Here is a 12523-nt window from a genome sequence, read left to right on the forward strand (position 1 = left end):
CGTCCTCTAAGCCCTAGCTATGTTCAAGCCGGCCAGGCCCGGCTTCTTCCCCGGCTCCGACCGTGCTTTGTCGATCTGTTCGATCGCCCGCTTCACGGCCTCGGCCACACCGGGTTCCCCCTCCCCCATGATCGCAGGGTTGGACCGGACTCGATCGAGGGGAACGCCCTCGAATTCTTCATGTCTCTTGAACTTGGTGAAGACGGACCGGCCGCTCATCACCATCAGGCGGCGCACGATCAGGTCGGGCGTTACCACGACGAGCGCGATGGTGCCCTTGGCAAGCCGGCCGCGAAAATTGCCGGCTCCGACGAAGCCATCCTTGTACTGGTCGGTGACGCCCCGGAAGACATCCGAATAGTGCCGCATCTGCAGCCAGACGCCGAGCGACTGCAGCGCCCACACAATAACCAGCAGAAGCAGTCCCCACTGCCAAATCGCCATTCGGTTCTCCTCCCGAAGCCTATGTTGAGCCGCACCTTGGACCGGCGCACGACAACAGCAAAGTGAGAACATTTGTTTCCGCGAATGTCAATATGTATGATATTGGCCTCCGCCACGCCATCCACAGGGCCGCCTGCCGATTTCGGCGGCGGCATGGCTGTGCTAGCCTGTCGTCAAACGGGATGCATGAAATGGAACTGCCCTTCAGGGATGAACTGGCCCTTATGCCCGACCTGCGCCACCGCTTGCGGCAGCTGCGCTGGTTTCGCGCCACTTTCCGCGGCAGCGCCAAGGTGGTCTCGGACACGTTCGGCGTGCGTTTCGAGATCGACGAGGCAAAGCTGACCCGAGCTTTTCTCGACTGGGTCGAGATCATGGAAGCGCAGAAGCGCTTCGCCGCGATCGACCGCGCCGACTTCATCGTCTTTGCCGCCGGCCTCGTGCTGCGCGAGCTGATCAAACAGGCGCCGGCCAGGGAGATCTCCGGCCTCGCGCAACTCATCGAAACGGATCACAATGCCGGCACGCTGGAAATCATCCGCTTTTGGCCGGAAGGCTTCCTCTACACCAACTACTGCGTCTCGGTGATTTCGGCGATCTATGAGCAGGAGTTCGGCAAGGCGCCCAGCATCGACAAATGCGCCGACGATCTGCGCACCTGGTGGTCCTATCGCGAAAATGTCACCGAGATGCCGGCCTATGCGGTGGCGTTCCTCGACCGCTTCCTGGGTGCGGAGCCGAACTGGATCACGCCGGACCGCGCTCAGTCCCGGCAAGCCATGCAACGGGCGCTCGGATCCGGCCGCGCAAGCGATGCGCTGCGCCAGCTTTGACTGCCCCGCCGTTTCAGCCCCAGAACGCTCAAGACATCGCACTATTGAACATTTGACTTTTTGCCGATAGCGATGTGCGAAATTTGACGTGAGGAGACAAGCGCGTGCCGCGACCAAGGCCTATCATTTTCGATTGCGACGGTGTTCTCGTCGACAGCGAGCCGCTGGCCGCCAGGGCCTACGAACGCGTCTATGAAAGGCACGGCATGCCCGGCGTCCATGGCGGCATTATCGCCCAATGCGTCGGCATGAAGCAGTCCGACATCATCGCCAGGATCAGGGAATTGACCGGCCATCAGTTTCCCGCTGCCGCCGACGGCGACATCTGGTCCGAGACCAAGATCCTGTTCACTGAGGAATTGAAGCCGACGCCAGGAATCGCGGCGTTTCTGGAAACGATCGAGGGCGACCGCTGCGTCGCCTCGTCATCCTCCATCGAGCGCATCAACCACAGCCTGGCCGTCACTGGGCTGGCGCAGTTCTTCGGCGAGGCGATCTACAGCTCCTCCATGGTCAAGAACGGCAAGCCGGCGCCCGACATCTTCCTGTTCGCCGCCGCCAGGATGGGCGCCGATCCGGCCGACTGCATCGTCATCGAGGATTCGCCCTTCGGCATCCAGGGCGCGGTTGCCGCCGGCATGACGGCGATCGGCTACACCGGCGGCGGCCACACCTATGCCGACCACGCCGCGCGGCTGACGGCGGCCGGTGCCGATTTCGTCTGCGCGGACTGGCAAGAAATTAGCCGGCAATTGTCCAGGCTCGGCGTGCCGGCCTGATCTAGAGAAATGCCAGAAAAGCGCGAGCGGTTTTCCGTCCGGAATTGGGTCAAAACAAAGAGTTAGAGAAGTTCGCCGTTTCCATGAAGCGGTGAAACGCACTAGTAGGGACTGGGTAGTCTAAGACCGGCCCAGTCGCTGGGCGGGATTAGTGCCCCAACGCGGAAGTTGAAGGATAGGACCCTCGTCGCATCGGTGTCGACCTCGCACCGAAAGCCCAGATGGTACCATGTGGTTGTCGTGCTGAAAGCGACATCCGGGGCGTCTAGAATATTGCCCACCTTCAACGGAATAGATGGTACCCATTTGGGAAAATAGGAAGCATCCAGCAATTCCTGCTGCAACGCGCTGGCGCAAAGTTTGGCCGCTCGCTGACCGCGAGGCACCCCGCCCATCGCGGTCGTGGCCAGCGCATCGCCGGTAGCGCCCTGCGAGTAGAGCCTACGAACACCCGGAAGGCCCGAGTTGTTCCGAGATGCAGACTTCGAGGCCTTTGAAGGGCTGGGCTTCGGCGCATTTGCGGGTTTGGGCTTTGGTGCCTCGGCCGTTGTGGGAAGCTCGATCTCGCCGCCGCTATCGGCGGCCAAAGGCGCTGGTGCCGCGCCCTGTTGCTTGGCGGCGTCGAGCGCCGCCTGCTTGTCTGGCTGCTGTTTGGCTGCCTGTTGTTTATCCATCTCGGCGCTTGAAGCGGCCTGCTGCTCGGAGTCTGCCGGCGTGACAGGTTGGCTGTCTGCAGGCTTCGGCACGACAGGCGGCTTCGAATCGTCATCCTTGGCGGGAGACGGCGAACTGTCCTGAGCGCTGGCCCCGTCCAGGGATTTCCTCGGGCCGGTATCCTTGTCGCCGAACTGAAAAACAGGCTTCAGGACCGCGCTTGGCGGTGGCTTCTGAGACTGCTTCTCCGGCGGAGGTTGTTTTTCAACTTTCTGCTCAGGTGGCTTTTCAACCTTCGGTTCCGGTGGCTTTGGCGCCGGCTGAACGGGTTTCGGCTTTGGCTGATCGGGCGCAGGCACGATCGCGACATTGACTGGCTGCTCCTCGCGCGGCTGTTGGGGAGGAACGGGCAGGCCATACACAAGGAGTGCCGCGGCAAGCACGTGCAGGATCAGCGATGCGGAAATACCCCACAACAGATACCGACGCCGTTCTTCTGTCTCGCCCTTCATCCTGACCGATGTGGAATGAAATAGCGGCGGCTTCAAGCATAAGCACTGGATTTGCGCATATAGCCGCTGACAGCTTGTCGATTTGGATCACCACACCCAGGGGAGCCTGGCCAAGTCGCTGTGGCGGCTCAATAAGCGGCTACGCACGATCCGATCCAGCAAGACCTGAGATCAGCCAGTTCGCCGCCGGGATGAGTGCCAATCCGGCCGGCTGCATCGTCATCGAGGATTGGTCCGTCGGCATCCAGGGCGCGGTTGCCGAGCACACCGCTATGGCTGACGGCTGCCGGTGCCGATTTCGTCTGCGCCGACTGGCAAGAAATTAGCCGGCAATTGTCCCTGCTTGGCGTGCCGGCCTAATTCAGCGGATACTTGGTGAATCCACGGCTGGCCCATTCACCAGGCGGGACTAATGACCCCACACGGAAGTTGAAGGATAGGACCCTCGTCGCATCGGGGTCGACTTCACATCGGAAGTTTAGATTGTACCAAGTGTTTCTGGTGCTGAAGGCCGCTTGACCAGGGTTCAGAACATTGCCTTTGTCCAGCGTAATGGTTGGCACCCATTTGACCGAATAGTCGGCACTTTGCAGTTCCTGGCTCAGAACATTGCCGCAAAGGGTGGCCACACGCTGACCGCGCGGCACATTCTCCATGGAACTTGTGGCGAAGGCATTGCCGGTTGCTCCCTGCGAGTAAAGCTTTCTGACGCCCGGAAGGCCGGAATAGATTGGCGATCCTGCAACATCGTTGTTGGTGGGATTTGACCTCCCAGCGTTCCCGATCGGCGCTTTGAAGGCTCTGGCGGGTTTGAACGTCAACGTCTTGGCAGGCTTTGCCTTTCCAGCTGAGGCTGGAGGCGCTGGCTTAGCACCAGTCTCAGCCGCCAATGGCTTTGGCGTCACAACCGCTTGCTTTTCGGCGGGTTGCGGTGCGAGCTCCTGTTTGTCCGGCTGCTGTTTGTCAGCGTCCTCGGTCGCCTGCTTCTCCTCGCTTTGCGCAGGTTTGGCGTCCGGCGCGGCGGCCTCCTGCTTTTCCTCGCCTTGCGCGGGCTTTTCCTCCGGCGCAATGGTGGCCGGCTTCTCGTCAGGCTTGCTGGGCTCTGCCTTCTGCTGTGGCGTTGCGGCCGGGGCGGGCTGGGTCGGCGCGGGTGTCGGTGTTATAGGCGGCTTCGCCGCCTCATCCTTGGCCGGTGACGGCGTGTTGGGTTTAGCGCTGCTTCCGTCGAGCGATTTCTCCGGCCCGGTATCTTTCTGGCCGTACTGGAAGACGCGCTTCAGAACATGGTCGTCTGGCAGTTTCGGGGGCTCCGGAGGCGGCTTTTGTTCAGGCGGCTTTTCAGCCTTCTTTTCGGGTGTCAGCTCCGGTGGCTTTGGAGCAGGTTTGGGCTTGGGCTTCTCGGGCGGCGGCACAATCGCGACATTGACGGGTTGTTCCTGCTGTTCCGTCTGCTGCTCGGATCTCGGCACGCCAAAGAACAAGAACGCTCCGATCAAGGCATGCAGGATCAGCGATGCGGCCAAAGCCCATCGCCAATTGCGAAACCACTCTCGTATCTTGCCGTTCATTGCGCCCGATGTGGAATGAAATAGCGGCGGCTTCAAGCACAGGCATCGGATTGGCGCGGTTTAGCCGCTGACAGCTTGGTGATCGGGATGGTCGCACACAGGAAGATCAGTCCAGAATCCCGCCTACAAACCGTTCGTCCAGCCGCGTTTCGCCAAACCAGTTCAGCCTGTTGATGCTGACGTATCCGGTATCGATCGCCTCGTTCTCGTCGCCCGGCTCGCTCGCATGAGCGCGCCCGCGCGGCACGGTGATGACGGTGCGATCGCCATCGCTTTCCACGATCTCGGCCGTGCGGCCGATCTTGTCACGGCCGATGCGTGGCTGCCGGATCTCGGCCGGCAGCGCGGTCGGCAGGTTGACGCTCAACCAATGGCCTTCTGTCGCCCAGCCGGCGCGCGACTGCCACAGCGAGGCGATCAGCGCGCCAAGCCATGGATCGTCCCTATCGGTGAACTCAGGATTCTTCACGCGCGAAAAGCCGATCGCCGGGACGCCCCAGAAGGTCGCCTCCCGGGCAATGCCGAGCGTCCCGGAATAGGCGAGATCCTCGGCGACGTTGCGGCCGTCATTGACACCCGCCAATAACAGGTCCGGTTTCCTCGCGTCGGCAAACAGCCACGTCATCGCGCTGACCACGCAATCGGCCGGCGTGCCGGAGCAGGAGTACCAGTTCGGCTTGACGCGCCGCATCGTCAGCGGCCTCGCGATCGTCAGCGACGAGCCGGCGGCGGTGCGCTTGCCATCGGGCGCGACGACCCAGACATCGTCGCTCAGCTCGCCGGCGGCGTTGACGAGACGGGCAAGTCCCGGCGCTTCGATGCCGTCATCGTTGCAGATCAGGATTCTCATTCTTTGCTTCCTTGCGGCACCGTGATGCGCTGGCCGGTACGGCATTGCGTGCGCAGCGACGGGATGTGGCTTTTGAGGTCATCGAGAAGATCGGCAACGCAGGAATGGCCGAGCGCTTCAGGCCGTCCTGCCTTCTCCCATATTTCGACATTGCCCGACAGCGTTGGATGGGTGGGCATGCGCACCCAATCCGCCCGACCGGCTCTGTGCAGCAGATCGCCAGGAGAACCTGCCGGCAAATGTCCGGTGAGCAGCACGGGAAACCCGGCATCGTCGGCACGCGGCAACAGCCGCGACGACGGGCCGGCCTCGCCCATGCCGTCATCGGCCAGCAACGGCAGCGACGGCAGGGGATCGGCATCGGTCCAGTCCGCAGCACTCGCCAAGCGGGCACGCAGGTGCTCGGAAACGCCCGGCAACAAGGCCGCTGTGGCCCCGATCTGCCCCGCCAGCGACGAACGCATGCCGGCATGGATGGCGAATGGGCCCGGCAGCGCCGCGATCAATTCCAGCGACCGCCCCGACAGCGGCGTCGGCAGCAGACATCCCCGCGGATGCCGCGCTACCCATTCAGAAATTTCCCGCGCCCGCGCAGCCCCCGGCACGGGATCGGCGCCGTAGGAGGCATCGAAGACCAGAAGATCGCAATGCGGGATCGTGTCCATGACAAACACATTGCTGTCCGGCACGACATCGGCGGAATAGGCGGCGCGGCTTTTGCCATCATCGACGGCGAACCAGACGCCGCCCACGACATGCCCGGATCGCCCGGTCCCGATCGTGAGATTTCCACTCTTCAGCGTATCGCCGGGTTCGAAGAGCTCGATGCGATTGGCTGGAAACGGAAAGCGCTTGAAATCCCCTGGATCGGCATAGGCGGCAAGCGTGGCCGCAGCCTCGTCGCGCGTCTTGGCCGTCATGAAGATCGGGCCGGCATAGCCGCGCGACAACAGCCAACTCAGCGCACCGATATGATCCTCATGGGCGTGCGAGACGAAGAGTGCATCGATGTCGTCGACCCGACCGTCGAGCGCCGGATAATATTCCGCGCCGGAGGCGCCGACCTTGACGCCGATATCGAGCAGGATGCGGTCGCCGCCGCTGCTGACGGCGAGGCTGGTGCGGCCCTTTTCCCCAAAGCCGCCAAGGAGATCGAGCATCATCACGAGGCCATCCCCACCGGGATCAGCCAGCCGGATCTTATGCGCAGGCGTGCCTGGGCTCCACTCTCCAGCGTAACCGGGTCTGGCTGCTCGAAATGCAAGGTGAGGTCAGGCCCCGCGGCAGGGGTGAATTCGATGCGTGCGGCGCCACCCTGGTAGATCACCCGTTTCACGAGGCCATCGAAGCCTGGCCCATGCGGTGAGACGTCAAGGTCGGCCGACCGGCAGCAGATCTTGGCACCCGCACGCGGCCGCTCGCCGGGCCGGCAGCGGACCACCAGCTCGGTTCCCAGAACCCTGACCTTGCAATGGCCGCCGTCTTCGCCCGTCAGGACATCCGCCGGCAGCAGGATGCCTTGCGAGATAAAGGAGGCGACCATCTCATTTGCCGGCTCATGATAGAGTTCACGCGGTGTCGCCAGTTGCGCCACGCGGCCATGGTCCATCACCGCGATGCGGTCGGCCAGCGCCATCGCCTCGGCCTGATCGTGGGTGATATAAACGATGGTCGTGCCTGTGCGCTTGTGAAAGGCGGCGAACTCGTCCTCCATCGAGGCTCTCAGATGCACGTCGAGATTGGCGAGCGGCTCGTCGAACAGCACCAGCGACGGTGCGGCGACAAGACAGCGCGCCAGCGCCACGCGCTGGCGCTGACCGCCGGAAAGATTGGCCGGCCTGCGCTCGCCCAGCCCCTGCAGATTGACCAGAGCCAGCGCGTCCTCGACCTTATGGCGCGCGACGGTCTTGTCGAGCTTCGCCACCTTCAGCGAATAGCCGATATTCTCGGCCACCGTCATGTGCGGCCACAGCGCATAGTTCTGGAAGACGATGCCGACGCGCCGCTTTTCCGGCGCGACGCTGCCGACGCTGCTCGATACGACATCGCTGCCGATGCGGATCGCTCCCGAAGTCACTTTCTCGAATCCGGCGACCAGCCTGAGCAACGTCGTCTTGCCGCAGCCGGACGGTCCAAGCACGGCCAGGAACTCGCCATCGGCAACGTCGATCGAGACGTCCTTCACGGCGTCGAAGTTGGCGAAGCTCTTGGTCACATGGTCCAGGCTCAGTCGCGCCATGGCAGCACTCCGCTGGGAAGGTAGGGGGCAAGCAGATTGGTCACCAGCATCAGCACGAAGGTGACCGCGACCGTGATGACCGACATCGCCGCCGCGTAGTTGGAATCGCCGCCCTGTTCGAAGGAAAACATCACCACGCCGATCGTCTCCGAGCCTGACGACCACAGCAGCGCCGAGACGGTGAGTTCGCTGAGCGCCGTCATGAAGATCAGCAGACCACCGGCGATCGCCGCCGGCGCGACCAGTGGAAAGATGATGGTGCGCATGCGCGTGAACAGGCCGGCGCCCGCCACCTGCGCGGCCTCCTCCAGCGCCCGATCGATCTGGTGATAGCCGCTGATGGTCGGCCGCAGCGCCAACACCAGGAAGCGGGCGAGGTAGGCGTAGAGGATGATCCAGACCGTGTTGTAGAGTTGGATGCCGGTCAGTGGGATCGGCCTGAGGAAGAGCAGCAGCGAGGCGATCGCCAGCACCACGCCGGGCAAGGCATAGGGCAGTTCGACCGCCAGATTGAGCAGCCGTACCCAGCGCTGCCTGCCCCAGGCGATGAGATAGCCGACCGGCACGGCGACCACGACCGCGAAGAATGCGGCCGCGATCGACAGCCAGAAACTGTTGAAGAAGGCGCGGTTGGCGGCGTCATGCTCGAACAGCACGAAACGATAATTGTCGAGCGTCACCGTCTTGGCGGTGAGCGCGATGCCATAGCCCGGTACCAATGAGGTCAGCACCAACCCGAACAGCGGCAGGAACAGCACCAGCACGATCAGCAGCCACATGCAGGCCTGGACAATAGCCCGCCAGCGACCGAGTTCGTAGGGTTCGGCCGGCAACGATGTCGAAGAGATACGGTAGTCGCGGCGGCGGCTCATCACCTCCTGGGCGAGAATGCCGGCCATGGCGATAACGCCGATCAGAGCCGATAGGAACGCGGTCTCGCCGAGCACGGCCGGACCACCGCCGGCCAGCTTCTGATAGATAAGGGTCGGCAGCACCAGGTAGTTGGCGGGAATGCCGAGGAAAGCCGGAATGCCGAAATTGCCGACGCAGGACACGAAGGCGAGTGCCGCGGCCGCCATGATCGACGGCGTCATCAAGGGCAGAACGATGGTGACCAGCACGGTGAACCAGCCCGCGCCGCCGGCGCGCGCGGCCTCGACCAGTTCGCGCGGCAGCTTGCGCAGGCCGGCACGCACCAGCAGGAACACCAGCGGGCCATATTGGACGCCAAGCAGCAGAATGATGCCTGACGTTGAGTAAAGCGGGTTTTTCGTGCCGAGCGGCGGTGCCGCTCCGAACAGCTTGAGGAATGGGCTTGCCGGGCCGAACAGCTGCAGCCAGGCCAGCGCCGTGACCTGCGGCGCGATCATCAGCGGCATGACGTAGCAGAGCACCAGGGCGCTGCGGCCGCGTATGTCGGTCAGCGAGACCAGCACCGCCACCAGCGTTCCCGACAGCACCGCAAGCAAGGTGCCGCCGATGCCGACGACCAGCGTATGCCATGTCGCGATCCAGGTCGCCGGGTTTCTCAGCCCGGCCGCAATGGCCACGGTCGACAGCGTGCCGCCAGGTGCCACGATCTCCTTGATGAGGCGCAGCATGGGCAGCAGCGAAAGCAGCACGATGACGACGGCCACCGCCGCCGTCAGGACCATTTCCTGGCCCCGGCTTTCCCTGACGCGTGTTGGCATGGTTGTGTTTCCTGAGGTCCGGGATGCCGTCGAGACGACATCCCGCCACGATTGCCGGCTCAGCCGCCGAACAGTTCCTGGAACTTCGCCTTGTCGGCGTCGGTCTTGGCGACGATCGCCTTGGTGTCGAACGGCATCACCTTGACCTTGACGCCTTCCGGCAGCCATTCGGGACGGCCGACCGAGGCACGCGCCGGCAGGTAGCCCATGGACAGCGCCAGCTTCTGGCCCTCATCCGACAGAATGAAGTCGACGAACTTCTTGGCGCCGTCGACATTCTTGGCGGTCTTCATGATGGCGACCGGCTCGGTCACCGCCGGCACGCCTTCGCTCGGGAACACGAACTCGACCGGCGAGCCCTTCTTCTTGGCGTTCATCGCCATGAAGTCGACGAGGATGCCATAGGGCTTCTCGCCTGATGCCACCGACTTCAGTACAGCACCGTTGCCGCGCACGCTGACGGTGTTGTTGGTCTTCAGCTTCTGGAAGAAATCCCAGCCTAAGTTGGTATCGCCGGCAAAGCCGGAAAGCAGATAGGCGGCCGCGCCCGAATAGAGCGGGCTCGGCATGACCAGGCCATCGGCATAGGCGGGCTTGGCAAGATCGGCCCAATGCTGCGGCTTTTCAGCAGCCGCGGTGTTGTAGACGATGCCGGTGGTGATCAGCTTGCTGCCGAAATAGGTCCTATCGGCGTCATAGGCATCAGCCTCGATGCCATCGAGCTTGGCTTCGGGATAAGGCAGCAGCCGGTCGTCCTTCTTCAATAGCTCCATCGAGACCGCGTCGGCGATCAAAAGCACGTCGGGTTGCGGGCTGCCGGCGCCGAACTCGGCCGCCATCTTGGTGAGGATGTCGCTGGTCCCAGAACGATAGATGGTCACGTCGATGCCGGGCTGCGCCTTCTTGAAGGCGTCCACGGTCTTGGCCGCGTCGGCTTCCGGCTGCGATGTGTAGAGCGTCAGTGTTTCGGCGTTTGCCACGCCGGCAAACAAAATTGCCGCGAGCGCCAACTGGCTGGCCAGCAGCTTGATGAGTAGCGTCTTCATGAGACCTCCTGTCTTGTCTGTGCATGACCGGTCCGGCCCCTGGCCGGCTCCCCGTCTCTTCCTCCCTGCACGGCGCATATGACTGGTGGATGACACTGCGCGTGAAACCCACAAAATATGTTCATTTGTACATTGTCAATTACAAATGATCAGAGATGTGCAACAATCCGCTTGGCTGAAACCGGCATCCGGTTGACATCCGGCCGGCGTTTCTCCGATGAGGACGACGCGGTCGGCCATGGCTGATGAGGGACGAGAACAGATGCCCACGGAAAAACCCACACCGGCCCGCCTGCCGATGGTGTCGTCCGATCTCAACGTTAAGACGGCCTGGCTCTACTATGTCGAGGGCTTCACGCAGGAACAGATCGCCGAGAAGCTCGATGTCTCTCGCGTGAAGGTCATGCGCACGCTGGCTGCCTGCACCGCCGAAGGCATCGTGGTCACCATGATCAACGCACCGACCGCCGGACAGGTTGCGCTCGAGCGGGAACTGGAAAAGCGCTGGGGCCTCGACGCCGCGGTGGTCATCCCGACACCCTCGGCGCATGAGCATCTGGAAAAGGCGATCGGCCATGCCGTGGCGGCCTATCTCGGCGAGCAGATGCACGACGGCATGACGCTGGCGATCGGCGGCGGCGCGACACTGCATGCAAGCCTGGGCTTCCTCGCCCGCCAGCAGCTGAGGCGCGCCTCGGTGGTGGCGCTCGTCGGCAGCCTGCCGCATTCGCAGTGGATCAACCCCTCGATCGTCGCCGCCAAGGTCGCCGATGTCTTCGAGGTCGACTCCTACCAGATCACCGCGCCGGTGATGGTTGACGATCCGGCGCTTCGCGACCTCCTGTGGGCGCAGCCGACCCTGCAGGACGTACGCCAGCGGGCGGCGGCCGCCGACATCGCACTGCTCACCGTCGGCGACATGTCCGCGGACGCCACCATCTTTCGCCACGGGATCGTGCCGTCATCGCTGATCGCGCCATTGAAGGCGAAAGGCGCGGTCGCCAACATGCTGTGCTACTTCGTCGATGCCGCCGGCCGGCTGGTCGACCATGAGGTCAACGGGCGCGTCATGGCCATCGGTCTCGATGTGGTGAGCCAGGTGCCGAATGTCGTGCTGGCCGCCGGCGGAAAACGCAAGGTGGCGGCGATCCTGGCCGCACTCAAGGCGGTCAGCACCAATGTGCTGATCACCGACAGCGACACGGCGACTGCACTGCTGGCCAAGGGCGGTTGAGGTCCTGCCATTTGCAGGCCGACCTCACCCGAATATAGATACACCTTAGATGAGGCCGCGTTCGCGCAAATAATCCTCGACGCCGACATGGGTCATGGATTCGAATTCGGCGATCGCCTCGGCCACCCGCTTGCGCTGGGCCGCCAAAAGGGTGAACACCTGTTTCATCTCACCGGAAACGCCAAAACGGCTCCAGCGCTCGGCGATATGAGCGGGCAGGCCGATATCGGCACAGAACGCATCGAGGCTGTCATAGCCCAGGTCAGCGACAAGCTGCCTGGTCTCCTCCGCCGACATGCGCGGCTCGAAGGCATGGTCGTGCAGGCGCTGCGCCACCAGCTTGATGTCGGACGGCGAGGCACCCATGACCTTGCCGAACAAGGTTTTGACGTCAGACGGGTCGAATGCAGGCATTTTGGCCTCCCTTGGTCGCGATCCACTGGGGAAGATGGGTCAAGGGTCGGCGCCTGACAAGTCGTTTCTGTCGTAAGCCGGCGTAACGTTTGGCACCGGCTTACAACAAGCTAGACCAGCATGCCCATCGGGTTCTCGATCAGCCGCTTGAAGGCGACCAGAAGTTCGGCGCCGAGCGCGCCATCGACAGCGCGATGGTCGGTCGACAAGGTCACCGACATCACGGTGGCGATTTTGATCTCGCCATTCTTGACCACAG

13 protein-coding genes are annotated in these 12523 nt (G+C 63.1%); 3 read left to right on the forward strand and 10 right to left on the reverse strand.

Annotation, left to right across the window (positions count from 1 at the left end; translation table 11 throughout):
- Nucleotides 1-6: 6 nt before the first annotated feature.
- Nucleotides 7-444 carry a transcriptional regulator GutM gene (locus AB4Z43_RS32045; protein WP_027047457.1) on the reverse strand — a complete coding sequence of 146 codons (438 nt, stop codon included), beginning with the start codon at nucleotides 442-444 and terminating at the stop codon, nucleotides 7-9.
- Nucleotides 445-635: 191 nt separating this feature from the next.
- On the opposite strand from AB4Z43_RS32045, the gene AB4Z43_RS32050 reads away from it, so the two are divergent.
- Together AB4Z43_RS32050 and AB4Z43_RS32055 are read left to right on the forward strand one after the other, a co-directional pair.
- Nucleotides 636-1277: a hypothetical protein gene (locus tag AB4Z43_RS32050; RefSeq protein WP_038653435.1), complete on the forward strand. Its 642-nt coding sequence runs from the start codon at nucleotides 636-638 to the stop codon at nucleotides 1275-1277.
- Nucleotides 1278-1381: 104 nt separating this feature from the next.
- Entirely contained in the window at nucleotides 1382-2056 is a 675-nt protein-coding gene (locus tag AB4Z43_RS32055) for an HAD family hydrolase (RefSeq protein WP_441940738.1), read from the forward strand.
- A gap of 101 nt (nucleotides 2057-2157) precedes the next feature.
- Here AB4Z43_RS32055 and AB4Z43_RS32060 read toward each other — a convergent pair whose 3' ends face one another.
- The 7 genes from AB4Z43_RS32060 to AB4Z43_RS32090 form a co-directional block, all read right to left on the reverse strand.
- Nucleotides 2158-3222, reverse strand: a complete 1065-nt coding sequence (locus tag AB4Z43_RS32060) for a DUF930 domain-containing protein (RefSeq protein ID WP_441940747.1) — start codon at nucleotides 3220-3222, stop codon at nucleotides 2158-2160.
- A 356-nt stretch (nucleotides 3223-3578) separates the two neighbouring features.
- Complete coding sequence (locus AB4Z43_RS32065; RefSeq protein ID WP_441940749.1) at nucleotides 3579-4790, reverse strand: DUF930 domain-containing protein; 1212 nt, start codon at nucleotides 4788-4790, stop codon at nucleotides 3579-3581.
- A gap of 106 nt (nucleotides 4791-4896) precedes the next feature.
- Nucleotides 4897-5640 (reverse strand): 5'/3'-nucleotidase SurE, encoded by a 744-nt coding sequence (locus AB4Z43_RS32070; RefSeq protein ID WP_441940740.1) that lies wholly within the window; start codon nucleotides 5638-5640, stop codon nucleotides 4897-4899.
- Complete coding sequence (locus tag AB4Z43_RS32075; RefSeq protein WP_069090274.1) at nucleotides 5637-6803, reverse strand: MBL fold metallo-hydrolase; 1167 nt, start codon at nucleotides 6801-6803, stop codon at nucleotides 5637-5639. Before AB4Z43_RS32075 ends, AB4Z43_RS32070 begins: the two co-directional genes overlap by 4 nt.
- Entirely contained in the window at nucleotides 6803-7879 is a 1077-nt protein-coding gene (locus AB4Z43_RS32080; RefSeq protein ID WP_069090275.1) for an ABC transporter ATP-binding protein, read from the reverse strand. The genes AB4Z43_RS32075 and AB4Z43_RS32080 overlap by 1 nt, the downstream gene beginning before the upstream one ends.
- On the reverse strand, nucleotides 7867-9570 hold the full coding sequence (locus AB4Z43_RS32085; protein WP_038650026.1) for an ABC transporter permease: 1704 nt from the start codon (nucleotides 9568-9570) through the stop codon (nucleotides 7867-7869). Before AB4Z43_RS32085 ends, AB4Z43_RS32080 begins: the two co-directional genes overlap by 13 nt.
- A 59-nt stretch (nucleotides 9571-9629) precedes the next feature.
- Nucleotides 9630-10616: an ABC transporter substrate-binding protein gene (locus tag AB4Z43_RS32090; RefSeq protein WP_441940743.1), complete on the reverse strand. Its 987-nt coding sequence runs from the start codon at nucleotides 10614-10616 to the stop codon at nucleotides 9630-9632.
- A gap of 262 nt (nucleotides 10617-10878) precedes the next feature.
- On the opposite strand from AB4Z43_RS32090, the gene AB4Z43_RS32095 reads away from it, so the two are divergent.
- Nucleotides 10879-11850, forward strand: coding sequence for a sugar-binding transcriptional regulator (locus tag AB4Z43_RS32095; protein ID WP_064981044.1), 972 nt, complete (start codon nucleotides 10879-10881; stop codon nucleotides 11848-11850).
- Between the two features lie 45 nt (nucleotides 11851-11895).
- On the opposite strand, the gene AB4Z43_RS32100 is transcribed toward AB4Z43_RS32095, so the two are convergent.
- The gene (locus AB4Z43_RS32100; RefSeq protein WP_064981045.1) at nucleotides 11896-12264 is read right to left on the reverse strand and encodes a hypothetical protein; all 369 of its coding nucleotides are present in this window, start codon (nucleotides 12262-12264) and stop codon (nucleotides 11896-11898) included.
- A gap of 110 nt (nucleotides 12265-12374) precedes the next feature.
- A partial coding sequence (locus AB4Z43_RS32105; RefSeq protein WP_441940751.1) for a 2-oxo acid dehydrogenase subunit E2 occupies nucleotides 12375-12523 on the reverse strand: 149 nt, incomplete at its 5' end.

This window comes from Mesorhizobium sp. 2RAF45, assembly GCF_052115225.1.
In the GTDB taxonomy this organism is placed as follows: Bacteria; Pseudomonadota; Alphaproteobacteria; order Rhizobiales; family Rhizobiaceae; genus Mesorhizobium; species Mesorhizobium jarvisii.

Excerpts from the sequence above, each read along its gene's own strand:
- AB4Z43_RS32045 (WP_027047457.1), bottom strand. The coding sequence starts at position 444 with ATGGCGATTTGGCAGTGGGGACTGCTTCTGCTGGTTATTGTGTGGGCG.
- AB4Z43_RS32050 (WP_038653435.1), top strand. The coding sequence starts at position 636 with ATGGAACTGCCCTTCAGGGATGAACTGGCCCTTATGCCCGACCTGCGC.
- AB4Z43_RS32060 (WP_441940747.1), bottom strand. The coding sequence starts at position 3,222 with ATGAAGGGCGAGACAGAAGAACGGCGTCGGTATCTGTTGTGGGGTATT.
- AB4Z43_RS32065 (WP_441940749.1), bottom strand. The coding sequence starts at position 4,790 with ATGAACGGCAAGATACGAGAGTGGTTTCGCAATTGGCGATGGGCTTTG.
- AB4Z43_RS32070 (WP_441940740.1), bottom strand. The coding sequence starts at position 5,640 with ATGAGAATCCTGATCTGCAACGATGACGGCATCGAAGCGCCGGGACTT.
- AB4Z43_RS32075 (WP_069090274.1), bottom strand. The coding sequence starts at position 6,803 with ATGATGCTCGATCTCCTTGGCGGCTTTGGGGAAAAGGGCCGCACCAGC.
- AB4Z43_RS32080 (WP_069090275.1), bottom strand. The coding sequence starts at position 7,879 with ATGGCGCGACTGAGCCTGGACCATGTGACCAAGAGCTTCGCCAACTTC.
- AB4Z43_RS32085 (WP_038650026.1), bottom strand. The coding sequence starts at position 9,570 with ATGCCAACACGCGTCAGGGAAAGCCGGGGCCAGGAAATGGTCCTGACG.
- AB4Z43_RS32090 (WP_441940743.1), bottom strand. The coding sequence starts at position 10,616 with ATGAAGACGCTACTCATCAAGCTGCTGGCCAGCCAGTTGGCGCTCGCG.
- AB4Z43_RS32095 (WP_064981044.1), top strand. The coding sequence starts at position 10,879 with ATGCCCACGGAAAAACCCACACCGGCCCGCCTGCCGATGGTGTCGTCC.
- AB4Z43_RS32100 (WP_064981045.1), bottom strand. The coding sequence starts at position 12,264 with ATGCCTGCATTCGACCCGTCTGACGTCAAAACCTTGTTCGGCAAGGTC.